19 protein-coding genes are annotated in these 25,816 nt (G+C 65.8%); 7 read left to right on the top strand and 12 right to left on the bottom strand.

The window, feature by feature from the left end:
• Positions 1–57: 57 nt before the first annotated feature.
• Entirely contained in the window at positions 58–1,560 is a 1,503-nt protein-coding gene (locus tag AC3WLY_RS17245; protein ID WP_492309173.1) for an HDOD domain-containing protein, read from the bottom strand.
• Positions 1,561–1,587: 27 nt separating this feature from the next.
• Complete coding sequence (cdpA, locus tag AC3WLY_RS17240; RefSeq protein ID WP_204426344.1) at positions 1,588–3,330, bottom strand: putative bifunctional diguanylate cyclase/phosphodiesterase; 1,743 nt, start codon at positions 3,328–3,330, stop codon at positions 1,588–1,590.
• A 277-nt stretch (positions 3,331–3,607) separates the two neighbouring features.
• Here cdpA and AC3WLY_RS17235 point away from each other — a divergent pair, with 277 nt between their 5' ends.
• Positions 3,608–4,156, top strand: a complete 549-nt coding sequence (locus AC3WLY_RS17235) for a peroxiredoxin (protein WP_492309174.1) — start codon at positions 3,608–3,610, stop codon at positions 4,154–4,156.
• 89 nt (positions 4,157–4,245) lie between these two features.
• Here AC3WLY_RS17235 and AC3WLY_RS17230 read toward each other — a convergent pair whose 3' ends face one another.
• Positions 4,246–4,875, bottom strand: a complete 630-nt coding sequence (locus AC3WLY_RS17230; protein WP_034183153.1) for an SDR family oxidoreductase — start codon at positions 4,873–4,875, stop codon at positions 4,246–4,248.
• Positions 4,876–5,152: 277 nt separating this feature from the next.
• Here AC3WLY_RS17230 and AC3WLY_RS17225 point away from each other — a divergent pair, with 277 nt between their 5' ends.
• Positions 5,153–6,610 carry an NYN domain-containing protein gene (locus AC3WLY_RS17225; protein ID WP_492309175.1) on the top strand — a complete coding sequence of 486 codons (1,458 nt, stop codon included), beginning with the start codon at positions 5,153–5,155 and terminating at the stop codon, positions 6,608–6,610.
• A 90-nt stretch (positions 6,611–6,700) separates the two neighbouring features.
• Here the strand turns inward: AC3WLY_RS17225 and AC3WLY_RS17220 are convergent, their stop codons facing one another.
• The 5 genes from AC3WLY_RS17220 to AC3WLY_RS17200 all read right to left on the bottom strand — a co-directional run bounded on the left by AC3WLY_RS17220 (position 6,701) and on the right by AC3WLY_RS17200 (position 16,076).
• Complete coding sequence (locus tag AC3WLY_RS17220) at positions 6,701–7,084, bottom strand: VOC family protein (protein ID WP_492309176.1); 384 nt, start codon at positions 7,082–7,084, stop codon at positions 6,701–6,703.
• Between the two features lie 105 nt (positions 7,085–7,189).
• Entirely contained in the window at positions 7,190–10,495 is a 3,306-nt protein-coding gene (locus AC3WLY_RS17215; protein WP_492309177.1) for an efflux RND transporter permease subunit, read from the bottom strand.
• Between the two features lie 3 nt (positions 10,496–10,498).
• Positions 10,499–13,612: an MdtB/MuxB family multidrug efflux RND transporter permease subunit gene (locus AC3WLY_RS17210; protein WP_492309178.1), complete on the bottom strand. Its 3,114-nt coding sequence runs from the start codon at positions 13,610–13,612 to the stop codon at positions 10,499–10,501.
• 15 nt (positions 13,613–13,627) lie between these two features.
• Entirely contained in the window at positions 13,628–14,986 is a 1,359-nt protein-coding gene (locus AC3WLY_RS17205; RefSeq protein ID WP_492309179.1) for an MdtA/MuxA family multidrug efflux RND transporter periplasmic adaptor subunit, read from the bottom strand.
• A gap of 265 nt (positions 14,987–15,251) precedes the next feature.
• Positions 15,252–16,076, bottom strand: coding sequence for an IclR family transcriptional regulator (locus AC3WLY_RS17200; RefSeq protein ID WP_175962349.1), 825 nt, complete (start codon positions 16,074–16,076; stop codon positions 15,252–15,254).
• 1,059 nt (positions 16,077–17,135) lie between these two features.
• Here AC3WLY_RS17200 and AC3WLY_RS17195 point away from each other — a divergent pair.
• From AC3WLY_RS17195 to AC3WLY_RS17185, 3 genes are all read left to right on the top strand, one after another.
• A complete protein-coding gene (locus AC3WLY_RS17195) occupies positions 17,136–17,414 on the top strand; it encodes an HU family DNA-binding protein (protein WP_492309180.1) in 279 nt (92 codons plus the stop codon).
• 302 nt (positions 17,415–17,716) lie between these two features.
• Positions 17,717–18,145, top strand: coding sequence for a hypothetical protein (locus AC3WLY_RS17190; RefSeq protein ID WP_492309181.1), 429 nt, complete (start codon positions 17,717–17,719; stop codon positions 18,143–18,145).
• A gap of 96 nt (positions 18,146–18,241) precedes the next feature.
• On the top strand, positions 18,242–18,421 hold the full coding sequence (locus tag AC3WLY_RS17185; protein WP_492309182.1) for a patatin-like phospholipase family protein: 180 nt from the start codon (positions 18,242–18,244) through the stop codon (positions 18,419–18,421).
• 109 nt (positions 18,422–18,530) lie between these two features.
• Here AC3WLY_RS17185 and AC3WLY_RS17180 read toward each other — a convergent pair whose 3' ends face one another.
• The gene (locus tag AC3WLY_RS17180; protein WP_492309183.1) at positions 18,531–19,706 is read right to left on the bottom strand and encodes a porin; all 1,176 of its coding nucleotides are present in this window, start codon (positions 19,704–19,706) and stop codon (positions 18,531–18,533) included.
• 323 nt (positions 19,707–20,029) lie between these two features.
• Positions 20,030–21,748: a carbohydrate-binding protein gene (locus AC3WLY_RS17175; protein WP_492309184.1), complete on the bottom strand. Its 1,719-nt coding sequence runs from the start codon at positions 21,746–21,748 to the stop codon at positions 20,030–20,032.
• Between the two features lie 559 nt (positions 21,749–22,307).
• Here AC3WLY_RS17175 and AC3WLY_RS17170 point away from each other — a divergent pair.
• Positions 22,308–22,751: a hypothetical protein gene (locus tag AC3WLY_RS17170; RefSeq protein WP_492309185.1), complete on the top strand. Its 444-nt coding sequence runs from the start codon at positions 22,308–22,310 to the stop codon at positions 22,749–22,751.
• Between the two features lie 80 nt (positions 22,752–22,831).
• Complete coding sequence (locus AC3WLY_RS17165; protein ID WP_492309186.1) at positions 22,832–24,388, top strand: multicopper oxidase family protein; 1,557 nt, start codon at positions 22,832–22,834, stop codon at positions 24,386–24,388.
• Here AC3WLY_RS17165 and ubiT read toward each other — a convergent pair.
• Both ubiT and AC3WLY_RS17155 read right to left on the bottom strand, forming a co-directional pair.
• Positions 24,343–24,951 (bottom strand): ubiquinone anaerobic biosynthesis accessory factor UbiT, encoded by a 609-nt coding sequence (gene ubiT / locus AC3WLY_RS17160; RefSeq protein WP_492309187.1) that lies wholly within the window; start codon positions 24,949–24,951, stop codon positions 24,343–24,345. The two genes, AC3WLY_RS17165 and ubiT, sit on opposite strands and share 46 nt — an antisense overlap.
• A 178-nt stretch (positions 24,952–25,129) precedes the next feature.
• Positions 25,130–25,801 carry a nitroreductase family protein gene (locus AC3WLY_RS17155; protein WP_492309188.1) on the bottom strand — a complete coding sequence of 224 codons (672 nt, stop codon included), beginning with the start codon at positions 25,799–25,801 and terminating at the stop codon, positions 25,130–25,132.
• Positions 25,802–25,816: the final 15 nt, after the last annotated feature.

Genomic DNA, 25,816 nt, shown 5'->3' with positions numbered 1-25,816 from the left:
CGGCCGGTTTGCGTTCGGGAGGCTGGAAACGACGCGGGCAGGCCGCCGCTGGCCGCGCTACGCGGGAAAGAACCGGCCCAGTTCGCGCGCGAGCTCGTTGAGCACGCTCATCTCCTGCTGCGCGATCTTGCGCGCGGGCTGCGCACCTGCCCAGTCGCCATACAGCAGCGCGACGGTCGTCGTGCCGACCCGCACGGGCAGCAGCACGAACGCGCGCGCGTCGTCGAACGCGTCCAGATACCACGCGGGCAGGCGCTTGAGCATCTTCGGTTCCTGCGCCTGCTCGATGAAGATGCCGACCGAATTCGTGATCGCGAGATGAAACACGTCCGGCTCGAAGCGTTCGTCGAAGCGCAGCCGGCGGAGCGCCGTATCGACGCCGGGGCCGAAGCCGAGGCGCGCGGCGAACGTGCCGTCGTCGTGACGCACGAACATCACGGTGCGCGTGAACGCGAGGCCGGCCAGCAGGCTTTCCGACGCGAGCGCGAGCACCGGCGTCAGCACATGCTCGGACGGCAGCGCGCGCAGGTCCGCGAGGCCGGCTTCGAGGCATGCCTCGGGCTCGGCCTGCGCGCGCGCGATCGCATCGGCGTTCGCGCGCAGCTCGACGATCTCGCGCATCACGGTGTCGCTCGCTTCCTCGCGCGCGAGCAGCTCGGCGATCTCGACGAGCGCGTCGGACTCCATGTCGAGCTCCGTGCCGTAGTGCTGCGCGAGCGCCGCAATGCGCGCGTCGCGCTGCGGGCTCGCGGGCATCATGAGCGCGCTCGCGACCTCGGTCGAGCAGCGGCTCACCGCGCGCAGCCAGCGTACGCGGTCGGCCGGGCCGTCGTCGGCCACATGGCCCGCGTTGCGGTCGTCGTCGTATTCGTCGTCGAACGCGTCGGCGTGGGCCGCGTGATCGTCGTTGGCCATCCCCGCGCGAATCACGTCGGGCAGCCGCCAGCGCGCGGCCGCTTCGAGCCCGATCTCGTCGAAGCCGACGCCGAGCACGTCGATGCACGCGGCCGCTTCGTCGCCGTTCAGTTCGGCCGTGCGCCGGCGGATCCGGTCCCATTCGCTGTCGAGATAGCAGACCACCAGCAGCTTGCCGACCTGGCGCATCAGCGTGCAGACGACGGCTTCCTCGCCGCCGCGCAGCTCGGCGTGCTCGGTCAGCTTGCGCGCGACGCAGCCGGACAGCAGCGCGCGGTTCAGTTCGAGCTTCGCGTCGATGCGTCGCGGCGTGCTGTGGTGGAAATGGTCGACGAGCTTCAGCCCGACGACGAGATGGCCGACCGCGTCGAGGCCGAGCACCATCAGCGCGCGGGTGACGGTCGTGATGTTGCCGCCGAATGCCATGTACATCGCGGAGTTCGCGAGCCGCAGCACTTTCTGCGTGAGCGCGAAATCCGACAGCACGACGCGCACGAGCGCCGTGAAGTCGAGGTCGTCGTTCTTCATCGCGGCCATCGTCGCGCGCAGCGATTCCGACAGCAGCGGGAAGTCGCCCCGTTCGTTCATCCGGGCCCACAGCTTGTCGAGCAATGCGGTGCGGGGCAGGTGTTCGGTGATTGACATACGGATCTGTCCGGTTCGCCGCGCGCGTCAGGCGGCGGCGTGCAGGTGCAGTTGCTGCGCCTCGAAGCGCCGTGCGAGTTCCTCGGACGGCAGCGCCTGGCAGACGAGCCAGCCCTGGATGTGATTGCAGCCCATCTCCGTCAGCAGTTCGCGCTGCGCTTCGGTCTCGACGCCTTCGGCGACGAGCTCGAGATCGAGCGTCTGCGCGAGGCCGACCACCGCCGACACGATCGCGCGGTCGTTGCGCGACGTCAGCAGGTTCTCGACGAAGCTGCGGTCGATCTTCAGCTTCGCAAGCGGGAAGCGCTGCAGGTACGCGAGGCTCGAATAGCCGGTGCCGAAATCGTCGATCGCGAAACGGATGCCGAGATCGGTCAGCTCCTCGAGCAGCCCCTTCGCGTGCGCGGGGTCGTGCATCAGCAGGCTTTCGGTGATTTCGAGCACGATGCGGCGCGGGTCGATGCCCGTCAGCGCGATCGCCTCGCGCACGCTCTGCGTGAAGCGCGGGTCGCGGAACTGCTGCGGCGACACGTTGACCGCCACGTACTGCAGCGCGAGCCCCTGACGGTCCCATGCGACGAGCTGCATGCACGCGGCCTTGAGCACCCAGTTACCGAGATAGTTGATCAGGCCGATCGATTCGGCGAGCGGAATGAAGGTCGCCGGCGGCACGAGGCCGTGCACCGGATGGCGCCAGCGGATCAGCGCCTCGACGCCGACCACCGCGCACGACTGGCTGTGCGTGATCGGCTGGAAATGGAGCGAAAACTCGCCGTTGCGCACGCCGTCGTACAGATCGGCTTCGAGCTTCAGCCGTTCGGCGTCGGCCGGATCGTCGACAGGCGCATGGAACGCGAGCGCGTTGCCGCCCGATGCCTTCGCCTGCGCGAGCGCGTGATCGGCGCGGCGCAGCAGCGGGCTGTGGTGCTGCGCGCGATGCGGCGCGGCACGCTCGTCCGGATAGAGCGCGATGCCGATGCTGGCGGACAAGTGCACCGTCTGCCCCTGGTACACGTAGGGTTCGCGCACCGCGGCCTGCAGCCGGCGCGCGAGCGCGTCGGCGGCATGGCTCGCCTGCGCGCGGTCCGGCGCGCCGAGCACGATCGCGAACTTGTCGCTTGCGACGCGCGCGAGCCGTTCGTTCGGCGTGACGAGTGCCTTCAGCCGCTGCGCGGTTTCGCGCAGCAGCGTGTCGCCCGCGTCGTAGCCGAGCGCGCGGTTGATGCGCTGGTAGTCGTCGAGGTCGAGCAGCAGCAGCGCCGCGCAGGTGCCGTCCTCGTCGGCGGTCTGCTGCGCGCGCATCAGCGCGGGCACGAGCGCGGACAGGTTGTCGAGCCCCGTCATCGGATCGTGGTGCATTTCGTACGTGAGGCGAGCCTCGAGCGCGCGCCACGACGACACGTCGAACGCCGCGATCGCGAAGCCGTCGACCCCGAGGTGACGGCTCTTGAACGCGCGGATCTCGACGTCGAGCGGGTAGGTCAGCGACTTGACGATGCACATCGTCGCCTTCTCGACCTGGCCCGAATGCGCGGCGCGCGCAAGCAGGCCTTCGAGCGCCGCGGTATCCTGTTCGGCGATCAGGTCGCGCAGCGTCAGCGTGTGCAGGTAGTCGCGGTGGTAGCCGATGAAGCGCAGGCTCGCGTCGGACACGTACAGAAAGCGCAGCTCGCGGTCGACATGGGCGAGGAAATCCACCGTGCCGACCGTCTGTTCCAGCCAGTTGCGCACGGAGTCGTCGCGCCGCGGCGCGCCGGCGCGCGCGGGCATCAGCGCACCGCCCGACCAGGCGAAACGGCGCAGCGTATGCAAGGCGCTGCGCCAGGAGCCCTTGCGTGACGTCTGTTTCCTGTTGGCTTCCATGTTTCTCGCTGACGTGAAGGGCTGGAACCGGTTGTCCGGAAGGAATAACGGCAGACTGTGCGGAATCTTTAACGGGCCGGGCGCGGATGGCGCTGCCGCTGGACCGGATCATGCACGTGCGTTCGACAGGCGAACGCCAACGTGGCCTACATCGAGGCTGACTTTATAAGAAATGAGGACGCAGATGAAGCGAAAACTGTTGCTGGGCGCCGCGGCGGCGCTGGTGGCCTGCCATGCGCTGATGGCACAGGCGCAACTGAAGCCGGGCGCCGCGGCGCCGGACTTCACGACGCAGGCGTCGCTGGGCGGCAAGACTTACACGTACTCGCTCGCCGACGCGCTGAAGCATGGGCCGGTCGTGCTGTATTTCTACCCGGCCGCGTTCACGAAGGGCTGCACGATCGAGGCGCATGCGTTCGCGGATGCGGTCGACCGTTACAAGGCTTATGGCGCGACGGTGATCGGTGTATCGGCAGACAATATCGACACGCTGACGAAATTCTCGGTGAGCGAGTGCCGGAGCAAGTTCCCGGTCGCGGCCGACCCGGACGCGAAGATCATCCGCGAATACGACGCGAAGCTGCCGGCGCTCGACCGCGCGAACCGCGTGTCCTACGTGATTTCGCCGGAAGGGAAGATTCTGTACGAATACACGAGCCTGTCGCCCGACAAGCACGTCGAGAACACGCTGGCCGCCGTGAAGGCGTGGGCCGACGCGCATCCGAAGCAGTAAGCGGCAGGCCCACGCGTAAGCCGCCCGTCGTGCGGGCCGCGGGCACGGGAAAACGCGCCGCCTCGCGAGGCGGCGCGCGTGGAGCCGCGTTATGCGCGCAATGCCTGCTCGATCGGCACGCCGCCGCCGACGAAGCCGACGATCTTGCGCGAGATGCCGAGCTTGATCGCCTCGATCGCGGCCCAGGCGACATCCTGGCGCGATACCGGCGGCGCGGGCTCGACGCGCTCCTCGGTCAGCGCGATCTTGCCGACGCCCGGCGTGTCCGTGAGCGGGCCGGGGCGCAGGATCACGTAGTCGACGCCGGATGCGATCACGCGCTCGTCGCCTTCGCGCTTCATCTGCGAATAGTGGCGCAGCGCGTCGGGGCTCTGCTCGGGCCAGTACGCGGACAGCGAGCTGATCACGACGAGCTTCTGCACGTTGTACGCCAGCGCATACTCGGCCGCGCGGGCGACCGCGTCGCGGTCGATCTGCTCCTCTTCGGCCGCGCCTTCCGATTCGGCCGAGCCGGCCGTATAGATCACGTGCGTGATGCCCTGGAATGCGTGCGAGAAATCGTCCGTCAGATCGGCCTCGACGACCTTCGCGCCCGGCAGCGCATAGCCGTGCCGGCGCACCAGCGCCGTGACCTCGAACTCCGGCTGCTTGAGCAGCAGATCCGCGCAGGCCTGGCCGGTGCGGCCGGTCGCGCCAATCAGCAGTACCTTCGTCGTCATGAAACCGCTCCTTGCTCGATGCGTCATCCTCCCAGATAGGGACGGACGACCGATAACTCAAGTGTAATGTCGAATCGCGGCGGCGGCGTACAGGTAATAAGGGGCGTACCGGCGCGGGCTTCCGGTGCGGATACGCGGTCCCCGGCGACATGGCGCACGTTCGGGCGGTCATTCATTCACCCGGATTCGGGAATGACGCGCCGACCGGCTATCATGTGCGCGATGCATTTTTCGACGCTGCGTCCTATAACGCGTCGGCCAACCGGTTGGAGTACACATGGCATTACCCCTGGACAACGTCAGCATGGCCGTGTTCTGCGACTTCGAGAACGTCGCGCTCGGCGTGCGCGACGCGAAGTACGAGAAATTCGACATCCAGCCCGTGCTGGAGCGCTTGCTGCTGAAGGGCAGCATCGTCGTGAAGAAGGCCTATTGCGACTGGGATCGCTACAAAGGCTTCAAGGCGTCGATGCACGAGGCGAGCTTCGAGCTGATCGAGATTCCGCACGTGCGCCAGTCGGGCAAGAATTCGGCCGACATCCGGCTCGTCGTGGACGCGCTCGATCTCTGCTACACGAAGTCGCACGTCGATACGTTCGTGATCATCAGCGGCGACTCGGATTTTTCGCCGCTCGTGTCGAAGCTGCGCGAGAACGCGAAGAAGGTGATCGGCGTCGGCGTGAAGAAATCGACGTCGGACCTGCTGGTCGCGAACTGCGACGAATTCATCTTCTACGACGATCTGGTGCGCGAGCAGCAGCGCACGCTCGCGAAGCGCGAACAACAGCAGCGCGCCGGCAACGGCGGCGCGAAGCGGCCCGACGAGCCGTCGCGCAAGCACGACATGGACGCGCGCAAGGCCGAGGCGATCGCGCTGGCGGTCGAGACGTTCGACGCGCTCGCGTCGGAGCGCGACGACGTCGGCAAGATCTGGGCGTCGGTGCTCAAGAGCGCGATCAAGCGCCGCAAGCCGGATTTCAACGAGTCGTACTACGGGTTCCGCGCGTTCGGCAACCTGCTCGACGAGGCGCAGGCGCGCGGCCTGCTCGAAGTGGGGCGCGACGACAAGTCGGGCGCGTTCGTGTCGCGGGCACGCCAGCCGGCGGCTGCGGAGCACGTCGCGGCGGGCGGTGAAGGCGCCGCCGCGCACCACGGCATGCGCGCGGCGGAGCCGGCGCGGGCCGGGCGGGAATCGCGACGTCGCGGGCAGCGGGCGGAAGCGGTCGTGCACGAAAGCGTGCAGGTCGAAGCGCAGGAGGCGGTCGTTGCCGAAGTCGCCGACGCAGCGGCGGTCGCGCCTGCCGTCACGGCCGATGCGGCCGATGCGCACGGCGACGCGAAGGACGGCCGCAAGCGCGCACGCAAGAGTGCGGCGAAGAAGACCGGCGCGAAGAAAACCGCCGCCGCGAAGAGCGCCGGCCGTCACGAGGCCGGGAAGCCGGACGATGCCGCGCATGGCGCGGCGCAGCACGATGGCGACAAGCACGCGCACGGCAGGCATGCCGACGACGCACATCGCGATGCGGGGCAGGGCGACGACCGGCACGCAGCGGTGACGCACGCCGAGCCGGCGGCCGGCGATTTCGGCGGCGAGGTTGCCGCGGCGCAGCCGTCGCATGACGCCGCGCCGGTCGAATCGGCTGCCGAAGCACCGGCCGCTGCCAAGCCGAAGAAGCCGGCCCGCAAGGCGGCGCCGCGCGCGCGTCGGCCGCGCAAGACGGCGGCTACCGAGTAAATAAACCGCAGCCGGGCCGGGATCGTCCGAAACAGGACGGCACCCGGCCCGCGCAATACCGGCCGGCGCAACGCCGGCCGGCCTGCCGAGCTAACCGTTCAGCACATACGGCCGCGTCATCACTTCGAGGAAATGGCCGTCCGGATCGTCGAAATACACGCCGCGGCCGCCGTTGTGGCGGTAGATGTCGCCGGGTTGCCGCTTTGCCGGATCGGCCCAGTGCAGCAGCCCGCGCTCGCGAATGCGCGCGAACACGCGGTCGAAGCCTGCTTCGTCGGTCAGGAACGCGTAATGCTGCGCCGTGATCTCCCCCGTCTTTTCGTAAAAATCGAGCGACACGCCGTTGTCGAGCGCGACGACCAGCATCGCGCCGAACGGCGTCGGCGGCGGCAGTTCCAGAAGCTCGGTGAGGAAGCGGCTCGACGCGTGCTTGTCTCGGCACCAGACGATCGTGTGGTTCAACTGGACGTTCATGGCGTGTTCCCGTGAAGGGCGCCGCGGTGGGCATGGAAACACGATAGCCGATCGCCGCCGGTGTTCAAGCGCGGAAAGCGGCCGCCTGACGGGCAGCCGCTGCCATCATTCCCCGGCGACCGCCGGCCCGCCCGGATTCCGGCGGTTGCGCCGCTTCTCGGCCCACACGCGCAGCCGGTCCATGTACAGATAGACGACCGGCGTCGTATAGAGCGTCAGCACCTGCGACACGACCAGGCCGCCGGCGATCGCGATCCCGAGCGGCGCGCGCAGCTCGGCGCCGTCGCCGCTGCCGAACGCGAGCGGCAGCGCGCCGAGCAGTGCCGCCATCGTCGTCATCATGATCGGGCGGAAGCGCAGCAGGCACGCCTCGTGGATCGCGTCGAACGACGACTTCCGGTTGTTGCGCGTCTGGTCGATCGCGAAATCGACCATCATGATCGCGTTCTTCTTCACGATGCCGATCAGCAGGATCACGCCGATCAGCGCGATGATGCTGAACTCGGTCTTGAACAGCAGCAGCGCGAGCAGCGCGCCGACGCCGGCCGACGGCAGCGTCGACAGGATCGTGATCGGGTGGATGTAGCTCTCGTACAGGATCCCGAGCACGATATAGACGGCCAGCAGCGCGGCGAGGATCAGGATCGGCTGGTCGTTCAACGACTGCTGGAACGCCTGCGCGGTGCCCTGGAAGCTGCCGACGATCGTCGGCGGGACGCCGACCTGCGCCATCGTCTGGTAGATCACCTGCGTCGCCTGCGACAGCGACACGCCCGGCGGCAGGTTGAACGAGATCGTCGTCGCGACGAACAGCCCCTGGTGGTTGACCGACAGCGGTGTCGTGCTCGGCCCGAACGTCGCGATCGCCGACAGCGGGATCATCGTCGACTTCGACGTCGATACCGATGCGCCCGACGACGCGCTCGACTTGCCGCTGGCCGCGATCGAGTTGAGCGCCTGGTTGCGCGCGGAATCGGACGCGATCGCCGCGGCGCTCTGCGCGGCCGTGCCGGCGCTCGACGTGCCGGCCGACGTCGCGACGTAGGTGCCGGCCGCCGCGTTGGTGGTCTGCGAGCCGTTCGCGCTGCCGCCCGACGTGCTGATCCATACCTGGTTCAGCATCGCGGGGCTCTGCCAGTATTTCGGCGCGACTTCCATCACGACGTGGTACTGGTTCAGCGGGTTGTAGATCGTCGAGACCTGGCGCTGGCCGAACGCGTCGTACAGCGTGTTGTCGATCTGCGCGGGCTTGATGCCGAACCGCGCGGCCGTCGCGCGATCGATCGTCACCATCGCCTCGAGGCCGCCTTGCTGCTGGTCGGAGTTCACGTCGGTCAGTTCGGGGCGCTTTTGCAGCGCCTCGGTCAGGATCGGCCCCCACTTGTACAGGTCGGCGCTCGAATCGCCGAGCAGCGTGAACTGGTACTGCGCGTTGCTTTGCCGGCCGCCGACGCGGATGTCCTGCGCGGCCTGCAGGAACGTGCGCGCGCCCGCGACGTCCGCCAGCGGCGGGCGCAGTTGCTGGATCACCTGGTCGGCCGACAGCTTGCGCTCGGTGCGGTCCTTCAGCGTGACGAACATGAAGCCCGAGTTGGTCTGCGTGCCGCCGGTGAAGCCCGCGACGCTCTTCACGTTCGGATTGCTCTGCACGATCCGCATCATTTCGGAGAACTTCAGCTTCATCGCCTGGAACGACGTCGACTGGTCGGCCTGGATGCCGCCGATCATCAGCCCGGTGTCCTGCTGCGGGAAGAAGCCCTTCGGCACGACGATGTACAGGTAGACGTTCAGCCCGATCGTGGCGAACAGGGTCATCAGGATCAGCAGCGGCCGGCGCAGCGCCCACGACAGCGAGCGCTCGTAGCCGCGCTGCATGCGCGTGAAGCCGCGCTCGAGGAAGCGCGCGAAGCGGCCTTCGCTTCGCGGGTCGTGCGACTCGGGCAAGAGGCGCGCGCACATCATCGGCGTGACGGTGAGCGACACCGCGAGCGACACGGCGATCGCGAGCGACAGCGTTAGCGCGAACTCGCGGAACAGGCGCCCGACGATGCCGCCCATCAGCAGGATCGGCAGGAACACGGCGACGAGCGAGATGCTCATCGACAGCACCGTGAAACCGACCTCGCGCGCGCCGTCGAACGCGGCCTGCATCCGCGATTTGCCGTTCTCGATGTGCCGCGAGATGTTCTCGAGCACGACGATCGCATCGTCGACGACGAAGCCGGTCGCGACGATCAGCGCCATCAGCGACAGGTTGTCGATCGAGAAGCCGAGCAGGTACATCGCGCCGAACGTGCCGATGATCGAGATCGGCACCGCGACGCTCGGGATCAGCGTCGCGCGCCAGTTGCGCAGGAACAGGAACACGACCATCACGACGAGGCTGACCGCGATCAGCAGCGTGTGCTCGGTGTCCTTCAGCGACGCGCGGATCGTCGTCGACCGGTCGAGCACGGGCGTGACCGTGATGTCGGCCGGCAGCGACGCGGTGAGCTGCGGCAGCGCCGCGTGCACGCGGTCGATCGTCTCGATGATGTTCGCGCCGGGCGAGCGGTACAGGATCACGAGCACCGCTCGCTTGCCGTTCGCGAGGCCCAGGTTGCGCAGGTCCTCGACCGAATCGACGACGTCGGACAGGTCGGACAGCCGCACGGCCGAGCCGTTGCGGTACGCGACGACGAGGTCGCGGTATTGCGACGCGTCGGAGGCCTGGTCGTTCGTATAGAGCTGGTAGCGCTGCGGGCCGAATTCGATCGCGCCCTTCGGTGCGTTCGCGTTCGCGGACGCGAGCGCCGCGCGCACGTCCTCGAGGCCGATCCCGTAGTGGAACAGCGCCTGCGGTTCGAGCTCGACGCGCACGGCCGGGTTGGCGGAGCCGCTGACCGACACCTGGCCGATCCCGTCGATCTGCGACAGCGACTGCTGCAGCACCGTCGACGCCGCGTCGTACAGCTTCGCCGGCGACGAGGTTTCGGACGTGAGCGACACGACCATGATCGGCGAATCGGCCGGGTTGACCTTGCGGTAGGTCGGGTTGCTCTTCAGCGAGGCGGGCAGGTCGGCGCGCGCCGCGTTGATCGCGGCCTGCACGTCGCGCGCGGCGCCGTCGATGTCGCGGTTCAGGCCGAACTGCAGGATGATCCGCGCGTTGCCGACCGTGCTCGTCGACGTCATTTCGGACACGTCGGCGATCGAGCCGAGGTGCCGCTCGAGCGGGCTCGTCACGCTGGTCGCGACGGTCTCGGGGCTCGCGCCGGGCAGCGACGCCTGCACCGAGATGGTCGGGAAGTCGACCTGCGGCAGCGGCGACACCGGCAGCTTGATGAACGCGAACAGGCCCGCGAGCGCGACGCCGAGCGCGAGCAGCGTCGTCGCGACGGGGCGGGTGATGAAGGGGCGCGACAGGTTCATGGCTTAGGCATCCGTGCGCGTGCCGGCAGCGGGGCCGTGGCGTTCGAACCAGCCGCGCACGCGGCGCGCGAGCGAGTCGAAGCCGAGATAGATCACGGGCGTCGTGAACAGCGTCAGCACCTGCGACACGATCAGGCCGCCGGCGATCGCGATCCCGAGCGGCTGGCGCAGCTCGGAGCCCGCGCCGGAGCCGACGATCAGCGGCACCGCGCCGAGCAGCGCGGCGAGCGTCGTCATCAGGATCGGCCGGAAGCGCAGCAGGCATGCCTGGAAGATCGCCTCGCGCGGCGGCTTGCCTTCGTTGCGTTCGGCGTCGAGCGCGAAGTCGATCATCATGATCGCGTTCTTCTTCACGATGCCGATCAGCAACACGATGCCGATGATCCCGATGATGTCGAGGTCGTGCCCGGTGATCATCAGCGCGAGCAGCGCGCCGACGCCGGCCGACGGCAGCGTCGACAGGATCGTGATCGGGTGGATGTAGCTTTCGTACAGCACGCCGAGCACGATGTACATCGTGATGATTGCCGCGAGGATCAGGAAAACCTGATTAGACAGCGATGCCTGGAACGCGAGTGCCGCGCCCTGGAAGCGCGTCTGGAACGACGCGGGCAGCGCGATGTCCTTCTCGGCGGCCTCGATTGCCTTGACGGCCTCGCCGAGCGACGCGCCGGGCGCGAGGTTGAACGAGATCGTCGTCGACGGGAACTGCGACAGGTGCGCGACCAGCAGCGGCGACGGCCGCTCGTGGAACGACGCGATCGACGACAGCGGCACCTGGCCGCCGCCGGCCGACGGCAGGTAGATGTCGTTCAGCGATTTCGCGTAGTGCTGCTCCTTCGGTTCGGACTCGAGAATCACGCGGTACTGGTTCGACTGCGTGAAGATGGTCGACACGATGCGCTGGCCGAACGCGTCGTACAGCGCGTTGTCGACGGTCGCCGGCGTGATGCCGAAGCGCGCGGCGCTCGCGCGGTCGATCTCGATGTAGACGGACTGGCCGTTGCTCTGCAGGTCGGTCGCGACGTCGGCGAGCGACGGCTCCTGCTGCAGCCGTGCGACGAGCTTCGGCACCCAGGTCGCGAACTCGTCCGAATTCGGGCTCGTCAGCATGAACTGGTACTGCGTCGGGCTGACGGTCGAGTCGATCGTCAGGTCCTGCACCGACTGCATGAACAGCGAAATGCCCGTGATGTTCGCGACGCGGTGCTGCAGGTCGCGGATGATCTGCGCCGCCGTCTCGGAGCGCTCGTCGCGCGCCTTCAGGTTGATCAGCATCCGGCCGCTGTTCAGCGTGATGTTGCTGCCGTCGACGCCGATGAACGACGTGAGGCTTTCGACGTTCGGGTCCTTCAGGATCTCGGTCGCGAGCGCCTGCTGGCGTTCGGCCATCGCGCCGTACGAGATCGACTGCGGCGCCTGCGTGATCGCCTGGATCACGCCGGTGTCCTGCGCGGGGAAGAAGCCCTTCGGTATGTATACGTAAAGCAGGCCGGTCAGCACGAGCGTCAGCAGCGCGACGACGAGCGTCGAGCGCTGGCGGTTCAGCACCCATTCGAGCGCGACCGCGTAGCGCGCGATCACCCAGTCGATCGTCTGGTGCACGCGCGCCTCGAAGCGGTGGCTCTCCGGCGGCGGCGAATGGCGCAGCAGCTTCGCGCACATCATCGGCACGAGCGTGAGCGACACGATCGCCGAGATCACGATCGTCACCGCGAGCGTGATCGCGAATTCGTGGAACAGGCGCCCGACCACGTCGCCCATGAACAGCAGCGGGATCAGCACCGCGATCAGCGACACCGTCAGCGAGATGATCGTGAAACCGATCTGCCGCGAGCCCTTCAGCGCGGCCTCGAGCCCCGATTCGCCTTCCTCGACGTAGCGCGCGATGTTCTCGATCATCACGATCGCGTCGTCGACGACGAAGCCGGTCGCGATGGTGAGCGCCATCAGCGACAGGTTGTTCAGCGAGAAGCCGGCCAGGTACATCACCGCGAGCGTGCCGATCAGCGACAGCGGCACCGACAGGCTCGGGATGATCGTCGCGTAGACGTTCGCGAGGAACAGGTACATCACCAGCACGACCAGCCCGACCGCGAGCAGCAGCTCGAACTGCACGTCGCGCACGGCCGCGCGGATCATCGTCGTGCGGTCGGTGACGATCTGCACGTCGAGCGCGGCCGGCAGCGTTTCCTGCAGCTTCGGCAACTGCGCCTTGATCGCGTCCACCGTCTGGATCACGTTCGCGCCGGGCTGGCGCTGCACGTTCAGGATGATCGCGGGCTCCGAATTCACCCACGCGCCGAGCTTGGTGTTCTCCGAGCCGGCGACGACCGTCGCGACGTCGGTGAGCATCACCGGGCGGCCGTTCTTGTACGCGACGACGGCGCTGTTGTACTGGTCGGCGCTCGTGAGCTGGTCGTTCGCGTTGATCGTGTAGGCGCGCGTCGGGCCGTCGAAGTTGCCCTTCGGCGTGTTCACGTTCAGGTTCGAGATCGTCGTGCGCAGGTCGTCGAGGTTCATCCCGTACTGCGCGAGCGCGGTCGGGTTCGCCTGGATCCGCACGGCCGGGCGGTTGCCGCCCGACAGGCTGACGAGGCCGACGCCCGCGATCTGCGAGATCTTCATCGCGAGGCGCGTGTCGGCCAGATCCTGCACCTGCGTGAGCGGCAGCGTCTTCGACTTGACGGCGAGCGTGATCACCGGCGCGTCGGCCGGGTTGACCTTCGCGTAGATCGGCGGGGCAGGGAGGTCGGACGGCAGCAGGTTGCCGGCCGCGTTGATCGCGGCCTGCACTTCCTGTTCGGCGATGTCGAGCGGCAGGTCGAGCGAGAACTGCAGCGTGATCACCGACGCGCCGGCCGAGCTTTGCGACGACATCTGGTTCAGCGACGGCATCTGCCCGAACTGCCGTTCGAGCGGCGCGGTGACCGACGAGGTCATCACCTCCGGGCTCGCGCCCGGGTAGAAGGTCTGCACCTGGATCGTCGGGTAGTCGACCTCGGGCAGCGCGGCGAGCGGCAGGAAGCGCAGCGCGACGAGGCCGGCCAGCATGATCGCCGCCATCAGGAGGGCGGTGCCGACCGGCCGGAGAATGAAGAGGCGGGATGGATTCATCGAGCGGCCCGCGCGTTATCGGGCCGCTGCTTGCGACGCGCCGTGCTGGTGTCCGCCGCGATGGCCGCCGGCGCCCGATGCGCCCGACGCCGCGCCGGCGCCGCGCGCGCCCGACGCGCCTTTCGGCTTGTCGGCCGGGATCGAGATCTTCGCGCCTTCGCGCAGGCGGTCGGAGCCGTCGGTCACCACGCGCTCGCCGAGCGCGATGCCGCTGACGATGCTCGTGCGCTCGCCGTCGACCGGGCCGGGCTTGACCTTGCGCACCGTCACCGTGTTGTCGGGTTTCACGACGTAGACGAACTGGCCGATCGAACCCGTCAGCACCGCGGACGTCGGCACGATCGTCGCATCGCGCATCACGTCGACGAGCAGCCGCGTGTTCACGAACTGATTCGGGAACAGCATGCCTTCCTTGTTATCGAAGTTCGCGCGCAGCTTGACCGTGCCCGTGCTCGTGTCGATCTGGTTGTCGAGCGTCGCGAGCGAGCCCGTCTCGAGCGGCACCGTGTTGTTGCGGTTGTACGCGGTGACCGACAGTTTCTGGCCCGCGTTCACCTGCTTGAGGATCTGCGGCAGGTTGTCTTCCGATGTCGTGAAGATCACGCTCATCGGCTGCAACTGCGTGATCACGACGATGCCGGTGCTGTCGCCCGGCGTCACGTAGTTGCCGGGGTCGACCTGGCGCAGGCCGACGCGGCCCGACACGGGCGCCGTGATGCGCGCATACGTAAGGTTCAGCTTAGCGGAATCGATCGCGGCCTGGTCGGTCTTCACCACGCCTTCGTACTGCTTGACGAGCGATTTCTGCGTATCGACGGTTTGCGACGCGATCGAGTCCTGCGACAGCAGCGTCTGGTAGCGCTTCAGGTCGAGGCGCGCCGTCGCGAGCAGTGCCGAGTCGCGCGCGAACGTGCCTTCGGCGTTCTCGAGCGACACCTGGTACGGGCGCGGGTCGATCTGCGCGAGCACGTCGCCTTTCTTGACGATCTGGCCTTCCTGGAACGACACCGACTGCAGATAGCCCGACAACTGCGTCTTCACCGTCACGTTCGCGAGCGGCGTCACGGTGCCGAGCGCGGACAGCACGATCGGCATCTCGCCCTGCGTCGCGGTCGCCACCTGCACGGGCTGCGGAACGTTCGCCATCGCGGCGGGGCCGCCGCGGCCGCGATGGCCGCCGGCGCCGCTCGCGCCCTGGGCCGCGCTGCCGGCACCCGGCGTGGCCGCCGACGTGCGATTCCACGGGTGCCACCACAGCAGGCCGCCGATGACGACGACCGCGAGCGTCCCGATCATCAGCGTGCGGCGCGGGCGCCGTGCGGCGGGAGAGGCGGGATCTTTCGAAGGGGGCGTGGGATTTTGTTCGTTATCCATCGTGTTCTGTCGGGAAGACGGCGCGGCGTGCCGGGAATCGGACTGCGCTTGGCCGCGCGTGGGCGAGCGGTGCCGGGAGGGGCAACCCGGCTCGGTCCGGTGCCCACCCGACCCGCGCGGGAAAAGAGCTGTGCGCACCGCGAATGCGGCGCGACGATGGGCATGATCCTACGTGCCGTCCCCGTTACAGTCCAGTCGTCTATCTTTCAACGGGTTACGGTCGTTACAGAACGCGACGGAACGCGACAGGACGATGACGGAACGATTACACGCTGTTGCGCCGGGCCGGCGCGCCGCCGATCTCGCGGGTGATTTTCGCGATGCATTCGTGCAGTGCGGGTACGACATGTTCCCGTAGCCATTCGGGCGGACACTGGTGCGACGCGCCGCCGCAATTCACCGAATAGCGCTGGCCCGACGGGCCGACGAAACCGGCCGCGACCGCATTCAGGCCCTCGCGCCATTCGCCGATCGCGATCGCGTGGCCTTCGCGCATCGCTTCGTCGAGCGCGGGATTGAGTCTTGCGGACACGTGCGGCCAGTCGTCGCCGGCCGTCGTGCGCAGCGAATCGAGCAGCTGGCGCCGCTCGTCGTCCTCGAGTGCCGCGAGATACGCGCGGCCGACGGCCGTGCGGGCGATATCCATCCGCGAGCCGATTTCGAGGCGCGTGACGAGCACGGCCGAGCGCGGCCGGATCACGTCGATCGCGACCATGTCGAGCCGGTCGCGCACCGCAAGGTGCACGGACAGCGACGTGCGTTCGGCCAGCTCGATCATGAACGGCCGCGAACGCGCGCGGATGTCGAAGTTGCGCAGGAAGCCGTGGCTCAGTTCGAGCACCGACGCGGTGAGCACGAAGCGCTCGCTGTCGGGCAACTGGAACAGGAAGCCGGCGCTGACCAGCGTCGCGGTGATGCGCGACACGGTCGGCTTCGGGATGCCGGTCAGTTCGGTCAGCTCGCGGTTGCTGACGGGCGCGTCGGCAGCCGCGATGCGGCGCAGCACGGCAAGGCCGCGGGCGAGCGCGGTGATCTCGTCGGGCGACGATTCACGGTCCCGGGACGCGGAAGAGGTTACAGTTGTCGACACGAGGGATTCTCTCTATTTCCGAAACTCGATTTCAATTTTGTTGGTATTGTAGGATGATTGTCAAAGGATGCATGTTTCGCGGGTGAACTGGTCATTGGATGAGATTTTGCGGGTTCACCCTTGGTTTATTAGGAAAATGCTCAAAGGAGCATTGCCGGAAAGTGCATAAGCCGGTGCAAATACCGCTTGACTTGTCGGGCGGAAACGGAAAGAATGTCTCACGTTTTCGAAACATCGTTTCAGGAGTTTAACCGGCAACGGTGTTTCGCGCAGTCTCTCAGGTTCTAGCACGGCCCTCGGAATGGCTAGAACTTTTTTAGCGCCACGGTCTCCGTGGCGCTTTTTTTTGCCCGTTATCGGGGCACAACAAAGTCTGCAGCAACAAGGTAAAGCGGTTTCAGAGACACCAAAGTATGCAGCATCGCGAAAAAGTGTTGTTCGGTGCATCATTTTGAGCGTGTTTGGCTATTATATTTTGCTTGTCGATAGCCTGGCGTCGGATCGAAATGCTTCCGGAGTTTCGGACCTGCGACGTAAGCGCGACGTCTCGGAATAGCGGATATGAACCCAGTCTTCGGCAAACAGGGTGCAACGTCCGGCAATCGGCCACTCCGACGAGCCGATCAGGCATCCCTTAGATCACTTCATTGCAGCATTGCGATCGGCCCGCGGGTTACCCGCCGATGTGTCGTCCACGTATATCCCAACCGCGAGTTCCCTTGCTTACCTAGTCGTAGCGAGGGAGCGCGCGACACATGAAACGTAACCCTGCTAATACGAGTCATCGCGGTTAAAAGTGCCTGCGAACCGACGAAGATGTCGTGCTGCACGACTGTTCCCTCGAGAAATTCCACTGCTGTGGGTGCCCATGGGGGCAGGTGCGGTGGCCACCGGGTACCGATGGTCGTTCCCTCGGTCCGCGCTGGTAGCTGCGCCCGTTGCCACGAGTGGAAGAGTGCAGGTTCCGGCGGGTACTGGCTGCATTGCGCTCCTGCGGTTTGCGTGTTGACCGTTGGATACGGTAGGGGGCGACTTTGACTTTATGAGCCGGACAAGTCCATGAACAAACAGGAACTCATCGACGCAGTCGCGGCGGGCGCGGGCGTCAGCAAAAGCGACGCGAGTAAAACCGTCCAGGCGGTGTTGGATGCAATCATGGACGCGGTGAGCCGCGACGAAGCGGTGCAGCTCGTCGGTTTTGGGGCGTTTTCGCGGGGGCAGCGCTCGGCGCGTACCGGTCGCAATCCGACGACGGGCGAGGAGATCGCCATTGCCGCGGCAAATACTGTGAAGTTCGCGGCCGGCAAGGCGTTTAAGGACGCGGTGAACGGATCGTGACATCGTGCGAGTTGCGCCTGGCCGCCTATGCGGGGCCGCCCCCCGTGAGAACGCCGGCGTCGTCGCGTTCGCGCGGGTGCACGCGTGTGACTTGATTTGCCGGTCGACCGAATTGTCCAGACAGTGTTTGTACAATCCACGCCCGGCCCCAAGTTCGCGACAAACGTGGAGCGCACCTCAGTCCAGGAATAGCGACTCGACCGCTGTTCGTGAGTTCGTGCTCGCGGCACGGAGCTTCGCCGACGCGTGACGTCGGCGATATCCGCTGGACCACCCGTTCTGTTGTTTGAACCGTCTAAAGCATGCGAAAACACTCCGCCTTGCGCCGCCGACCGCTGACGAAGGTGCAATTGCTCCCACTTCCCGCCGACCAGGTCCGCCGCTTGTCGCTCAAGCACCATCTCGCGTTTGCAGCGCTATGTAGCGGATGCGGTGACGTTGAGTCGATCGCCACGCTGTCCAATATGCTCACACTCGCGTTCCACTTACGGGCCGACGGCGAAGCCGAACTATATCGCTGCGCGGATTCCGCACTCGCTCAGTGCATTGCGCGGGTAGAACGCGGGGACGCGTGGATCTTGACGGACGCTGAGCGGGCTGCACTCGAACCGTTGCTTCTTGTCCATGATGAGCAACTTGCTGCAGTGCCTGTCCATCGCTACCTTGAAGCGCTGGAGCAGGTGCAGCATGTCGGCACGCCGGCCTTTGCCTTGCCGATCGAATCCGACTGATACTCGAGCGTTGTCTGCCTGCGGTGGCAAATGCACCGAGCGTCTGATACGCAGGGATGAACCTGCAAGGCGGCACAGCCAACACGAGGTCCGTGTGTGCAGGGGGGCGGTGCGCGAGGGATTTCCCATGTTGGCGGTCTTGCCGCCATTAACGACCTCGGTTTGAAGGTAGAGGGCGTGGCGGGCACGTCAGCCGGCGCGATCATGGCCGCCCTGGTGGCGGCGCACTACCGTGCCGAGCAACTACTGGATCCGTCGAAGGGTACGCTTGCGTAGGTTCCGCTTGGTCGTCCCTAGGTGGGATTAAACCGGCCGGAAAGCTGCGCCGCGTTCACGTGTTGCTGCTCGTCGTTTGTGAGGCGGCGCAGTTGCGCTTCAGGCGTACTCAGAACTTGTGGCGAACTCCGACAATTGCGAGCTCCTGCGAGTCCGTTCCGGAATTCGCACCGTACGAGCCGATCGATGCCGTTGCGTTCACCACCTTGCCGCCTGTGTTGAGCGTTCGGCCGCTTGCCTTCTGATAGCCGAACAGTGCATAGAGATCGGTGCGCTTCGACAGTGCGTAGTTCGTACCGAAGTTGATCTGGTTGTAGTGCGCCGAGGCCGGGCCCGTCAGCGACGTGTAGTTGTAGCCGACGCCCGCGCGCAGCGCCGACGTGAACTGCCAGTTGAAGAACACCGAACCGTTGTTGAACTTCGCGTTCTGGGTGAACGCCGACAACGTGTCCGTGCCGTACTGCGTGTTCGAATACGCGAGGCCGAAGGTTGCCGGACCGGCCACGTACTGGCCGGCCACGCGCACGATCTGGATCGACTTCGCGCTCGAGAAGCCCTGGTTGATCACGGTGTTGAACAGCGTGTCCGAGCTGCTCGACCACGTGCGCACGCCATTCGCGACCGTCGAGCCGCCGTTCGCGTAGAAGAAGCCGGCGCCGAGCGACAGCGGGCCGTTCGCGTAGCTTGCGCCGAAGCTGTACGTGCGGCCGTTGCCGGTGGCGCCCGCGACGCCGCCGAAGCCGTACAGTGCCGCGAACTGGAAGCCCGAGATCAGCGGGCTCGTGTACTTCACCGAGTTGCTGACGCGCAGGCTGTTGTCGTAGTTGTCGAGGTCGCCCGGCGTCGCGAACACGCCGCCGAAGTAGTTGTCCTCGGTGAGGCCCTGCACGAGATCGGTGACCGGATCGTATTGGCGGCCGAGCGTCACGGTGCCGTACGTGCTGCTCGCGAGGCCGACGACGGCCTTGCGGCCGAATTCGCGCTGGCCCTGGCCGAGCGCGCCGGTGCCGATGTTGAAGCCGTTTTCGAGCTGGAACAGCGCGGAGAGACCCCCGCCCAGGTTTTCCGTGCCGCGCAGGCCCCAGCGGCTGCCGGACAAGTTGCCGCTACTGAATTTGACGACGTTCGACGGGCTCCGGCCGTTCGCGTCCTGCACGTTGCGTACGAATGCGATGCCCGCGTCGACGATACCGTACAACGTGACGCTGCTCTGTGCGTGAGCATTGGATGCGAGCAGTGTGCTGGCCGGCAGCGCGAGAAGGGCGAGGCGCTTGATAGGCTTCATCGGATAGTTTCCCTTATGTGTTGGTTTGGTCTGATGAATCGCCGGACGATACCGTGCGTCGATTCATTGGGAAATCAATTAACTTAGAAATTTTGGTGGGGCGCCGCCGTCACGGTCATCGACCTTCGATGCCTGCCCGCCGCTCGGCGTTCTGGTTACAGGCGTCGTGCCACCTGACATCATTTCGGATGGCGAAATAATTGATTGAATCAGTCGACCGGCGAAACACGAGCCTGATCTGATCGGCATAGGTGGCTGCACGTCGAGCGCGGGCCGCGCGACCGCATTCAGGTCGGCCGCGTGGCGCTCGGTGGTCGGCGCGATCAGCTCGTGACGTTTTCAAGAACGATCACAGCCCCCTGGCTATCGACCGATTTCACGGTTAGGCGCTTACCCGAAAGTTCGTCGTAAAGCGACCGGTTCGGCGTGAGCGGCGCATCTTTCATCGAAGAAGTTGCTGGGGTTGTATCCACCAGATAGTTGTGGATATTGCTGTTCCTGTATCGCATCTCGCGTACGATCACGCCGCTGACAAACGGGTCCGTCGGTGCCCAATCCTCGAACTTGATGCCGGGCTGGCGGAACTCCAGCAACAGCCAGGAACCGTCCGAGCGCAGGATGCGGTAACCCTGCGCGCGCCCTTCTTGCCAGAGCGGTGCGAGTCGATAGGTACCCGGCTCGCGGATGACCGGCACCTCGTCGTCACTCAGCCAGCCAGCGTACAGATGGTAGTCGACCGGGTACAGCCTTCGGCCTCCGCCGCCGACGGTGTCGCTGGGATCGTCGATGCCGCCGCTCGTGCAGGCGCTGCCGAGCCGGATTTCGCTGCCGGACTCCGGGCACGCCGTTCGTGAGTTGGGGTGGCTCGCGCCCAGGTTGTGGCCGAATTCGTGGGTCCACATCCAGTACTTGTGCCCGCTCCTGTTCGACAGAATCCAGTTGCCGGGACTGGCCGCGAGGCCCGCCCAGTTGCACGCCGTCATGCCGGACGTTTCGACGAACAGGTAGTCGAAGGAACCGGGCTCCACACCACTGGCGCGCGCGGCGCTTCTAGCGGCATTGAGCAGCGCGGTCGAGTCGCAGGTAGCTGGCCGTTCGCCGATGTCCAGGCCGGAGAGCATGGTACCCGAGATCCGGAGCTTTCCACGGGAAGCGAGCTGAAGGTAATGCCGCAACGAACTGTAGTCTTCGCCGTCCCCGAACACCGCCTTTCTGACCGGCTCGGCGGCAACGGGGTTGTCGCCGCTGAAGTGCGTGACCAGCAGCAGTATCGATTTACTCCCGATCACGGGGCGGCTGGGTGACGGAATCGTTCCGTCGAAAAACCATTTGTTCACTGCGTCGTCGGTGGCCGCTCCCATGGCGGTGGCCAGCGACGCGGGCGAAGCGGCGAGCATTTCGTCGCGCCCCAGATCGCTGCGATATTTGTTGCGCAGCGAAATGCTGCCGTCGAGATTCGGGATCACCGTCCACTGGCGCATCGAGGTATAGCCGTCACCCGAGCAGGCGTCCATCTTGACCGCGGAACTCGAGTAGGCGCGCAAGCAAAGTTTCTTGCCCTCCAGATCGGCACGCGCGTTGTGTATCCGGAAGTAGCGCCCATCCTTTACGAACACCCATCCTTGGGAAGGCTGGTTCATGCACGCGGCGAATGCCACGGTGGTGTCGTTGGGGTGCAGCGCCAGGCACTGGTTTCCACCCGTTTCCGCATTCTTCAGGGACAAATAGCCATTTGTGGTCGATTCCGATTCGACCGAGTCGGACGCACTGGTGGACACCAGTGCGTCGCCCGATGGCTCGATCGCGTCGGTAGTGTTGACTTGTGCGGCGTCGGACTCGTCCGGACGCACGTCCGCCATTGCACCGGCCGACTTGTCAGCTGATGCGTCGATTGACGGTGCGATGGCATCCTCAGGATGAATTCGCGTGGTATCGGATTCATCCGGATGCGGCTCAACCGCGACGACGACACTCGCGCTCTGCGCAGGCACTTCGTCCTGGTCGCCGCCGCAGGCCGCGAGTGAGAGCACAACGGCGATCACGGCGGCACGAAAGGCCAGTGGTCGATCCCATCTGGGAGGAGTACAAACTGTTAACATCGGAATGGCACCTTGGTGATTTCCGTATTGTGCCGGCGAGCAATCGGGCAACGAGTGTTTTCCAGGGCCCGCCGTTTCGATTCACGTGAGCGTGATTTATACGGTTTTGATTTTCTAAACAAGCAATTTAACCAATCGTTATGCTGATCGGGTATTGGAATGCTCACGCGCCTTGATATTGGACAAGAATCGTAATGGGGTATGAGTGGCAACAACCTGACGGTAATGGCATGGACAACTCGTCGCAATCCAATGTATCGGTAAACGAACTGTTTTCTGATTTATATGATGGCTACGGGTCGTATCGCTTTGCATAATATGTGGGCCCGATTTTGCGCTTTCTTCCATATCGGGTGAGAGCAGGAGGGCACCCCTGACTTTCTCAATCGCTCTCTGGTTTTTGTCCCGCCTGTCGTGGCGGGACTTTTTTCCTGTCTTGAGGTTTTGCCGCCGAGCGCTGGAATAAAGGTGGCGCGACAAAAAGGCACTTGACGTTCCCGCCATGGAAGCGTCTAGACTTCAGCCGTTCTTCACAGTCAAGATTTCGATGCTTCGCTGGCGCACGTTCCTTTTCGCAATGCTGTTGATCCTGAGCCTGCCGATTGGGCTGGCCGGAGCAGTGCGGCCGCATTGCGAAGCCGCACCGGCAGTCGGCACGCCGACGCAGGTCATGCGCCATACGCCGGCAGCGGTACGTGAGGATGCCGCCGTCATGGTCCGCGCGCAGTGCCGGCACGTCGGCGCGACAGTCGCCCATTGCGCACACGCGGTCGACCAGTGTCGCGCGAGTACCTCGTGCTGCACCGGTCTGGCCGCCGCGGCCCCCACTATCGTGCCGCCCGGTTTCGACGCCGTGGGGCGCAACGTCCTTCGCCCCGTTTCCGATGCCGTGCCGAGTTTCCTGACGACCGGTATCGACCGTCCACCTTCGTCGTTCCTCTCCTGACGATCCCGGCATGCCCGTCGTGCGTGCCTTGGTGTTTCGGCAGTCCGACGGACTGTCCAATCGACTGTACGAGAGGAAAAATGAAGAACGTTATCGATGAGCCGCGTATCGCGGCACCGAAGATGCCGGCGATGGGCCGGCGCGGATTTCTCAAGGGCGCCATCGCCGGCGCAGCCGCACTGGCATTGCGGCCCGCGTTGAGCCAGGCCGCGCAGGCTGGCGCCGAGCCCGCCATCGACACGGCCGCGTCGACGCAGCTTGCCGTCGTGCGTCGGACGATCGAGGTGAACGGCCGCGCGGCCAGCGTCTACGGCATTCAGCAGGCGGATGGCACGGCCGGTATCCGGCTGCGTGAAGGACGGATGTTCGACGTCATCCTGCGTAACGAGTTGACCGAGCCAACCAGCGTTCACTGGCACGGTCTCACGCCTCCGTGGCAGAGCGATGGCGTGCTCGACGCGCCGCTTCCGTCCATCGCCGCAGGTGCTTCCCGCCACTTCAATTTTCCGGTGGGCGGCGCGGGAACCTACTGGATGCATGCCCACACGCTGCAGGAGCAGCAGCTTCTCGCGGCGCCGCTGATCGTCGACGACGTGGACCACGGGAAACGCGATGAGCAGGAGATCGTCATCCTGCTGCATGATTTTTCGTTCAGGTCGCCGCAGGAACTCCTCGCCGAACTGACGCAGGGCCAAGCCGCCGGCGGTGGCCACGGCGCGCATTCCGGCGGGCATGGAGACGGCGCCGCGACGATCACGGGCCATCATGGCATGGTTGGCATGGATATGTCCGGCGGGCATGGCTCGATGGGCAGCATGCCGATGCGTGCCGCCGCGCTGGCGATGGACCTGAACGACATCGACTACGATGCCTATCTGGCGAACGACCGCACGCTCGACGATCCCGAGGTCGTGCCCGTCGAGCGCGGTGGCCGGTTGCGGGTGCGCGTGATCAACGGGGCGACCGCAACGGCCTTCACGGTCGATTTCGGCCGGCTCGAGGGCACGCTCGTCGCGGTCGATGGCCAGCCGGTGCAACCGATTCGCGGCAGGCGCTTCCCCCTGAGCATGGCGCAGCGCGTTGACGTGCGCCTGCAACTTCCCGCCGAATCCGGCGCGTTCCCGATTTTCGCGCTACGCGAAGGCGAGCGGGAGCGCACCGGCATTGTGTTGCGGACGAAGGGCGCAAGGGTGGCGAAGCTGGCTGCGGCCGCAGCAGCAGCGGGGCCGGTTCTCGATCTCGGCCTCGAATCGCGGCTGCGTGCCCTCGCGCCGCTTGCGCCGCGGCGGGTGGACAAAGCGTTCGACATGGCGCTCACCGGCGACATGGCTACCTACCGCTGGGGCCTGGAAGTCCAGCGTCGGCTTGCCGTCGATCGCGGAGATCGGGTCGAGGTGACACTGCGCAACACGAGCATGATGGCGCATCCCATGCACCTGCACGGACATCGCTTCCAGGTCGTCGCGATCGACGGCCGCCGCTTTGCCGGCGCGGTGAGAGATACCGTTCTGGTGCCGCCCGGGCGTTCGGTCACGATCGCAACCGATGCCGATAATGTCGGCCAGTGGGCCTTCCATTGCCATCATCTGTATCACATGGCAGCCGGGATGATGGCGACGTTTGCGTATAACGCGTGAGTAGACCGACGCGAGGACCGCGGCCGGCGAGCCATCAACGTCGGCCGCGGTCCTCGATCCCATTGATTCGGCCATCCGTCCGGTCGCGCAGCGAGTTGCGACGCAACGCGTAACGTGGAAAACAGCAAGCGCCGTTGCGGTGTGGATTCGAAATCGAATGCGTCGACTACGTTTCGCACGGTCAGGCCGAGTTCTGTATCGCCCTGCAACACCAGGCGCCGATTGAAGAACATGCTATCCGCGTCGATCTCTCTCGTGGCCAGCATGAGCAAATCGCGGCCGGTCGCCGTGATACGCAAATCAGCCTGATCGTTGGGCGGACGCGCTTCAAAGCGCCGGGTGGTCAGCGTGAGACCGATCTCGATGCTGATGTCCGGGACATCGATGACGTACAGGCGGTTTTCCATGCGCGTGCGCGTGAGCGGATCGAGGTCAGTCAGCATCAATCGATTGAGCGCGGCACCTAAGCGACTGCGGGCGGCCGGGCCAGCAGCGGGCTCAGAAAGTTGCGCAGCGATCGAGGGGGAAAGGCTCGCGCGAAGGTCACGGCCGGTCTCCTTCATTGCTCGCAATGTTGCAATATGCGAGATCGCGACGGAGCGTCTGCGCGAAGCGGCCGGTATTGGTCAAGGACGGGCTTCGCGACGAGATCATGCTGCTGGCCGCGCGTGTATGGCGACTACATTGCCGCAGAGATGGCCGTGACGTCGCGGCATCGGCGATTGCCGCTCCAGACGCGCATCATGAACGGCCGGCTTCATGACGGAACCCGAGCGGCTGCCCGATGGATTGCGCAAGCACGGGGGCTTCGCCATCGACCAGACCCAGTGCGCCGGCGAGCGGGCCGGCGACGAACTCGCCGCGTATCACGGAGGCAAGCCCGGTCGCGGCACAGTACAGCGACACGTTCTGGGCGATGCATCCGACCGTGATCAGCGACGACGTTGCGGTTTCGGCCGATCGCTCGCGGGATCCATTCTTGTCCACGACGACATAGACCAGGTTCAACGGTGCGCCCGCAACGAAATCCTGGGAGCCCGTCAGCGCGCGAGCGTCGAGCGCACGCCTGAGGATCAGGCAGTGCGCGAGTGCTTCGTAACGGTAGACCCCACTGGGCAGTACCGCGTAAATGTCGATGTGATAGAGGTCGCGCTTCACTGGCGCAGTCTGTCCCGACGCGAACATCCGGTTGATGCCCGATGCGGCCCAGAGCATCTCGCCGATCATCCAGTCAGGCAGCACGCCGGGAGAAAACTCGCGGGCGCTGGCGCGACGAGCCAGCGCGGTCATCAGCGTGGCGCTGCCCAGAAGATCCGGTGCGGGAAGCTCGATTACGCCAAGTACATCGTCCGGCGCGTGCCCGGGTCGAGCAACGTCTTCGGCTTTCGGATGCCCGGCCTGGTTATCGATCATTTAGAACTCCGTTGT

Source organism: Burkholderia sp. FW306-1C-G01B, from assembly GCF_058781685.1.
Note: the sequence above shows the minus strand (reverse complement) of the source record. Positions and strands in the feature narration are given on the sequence as shown.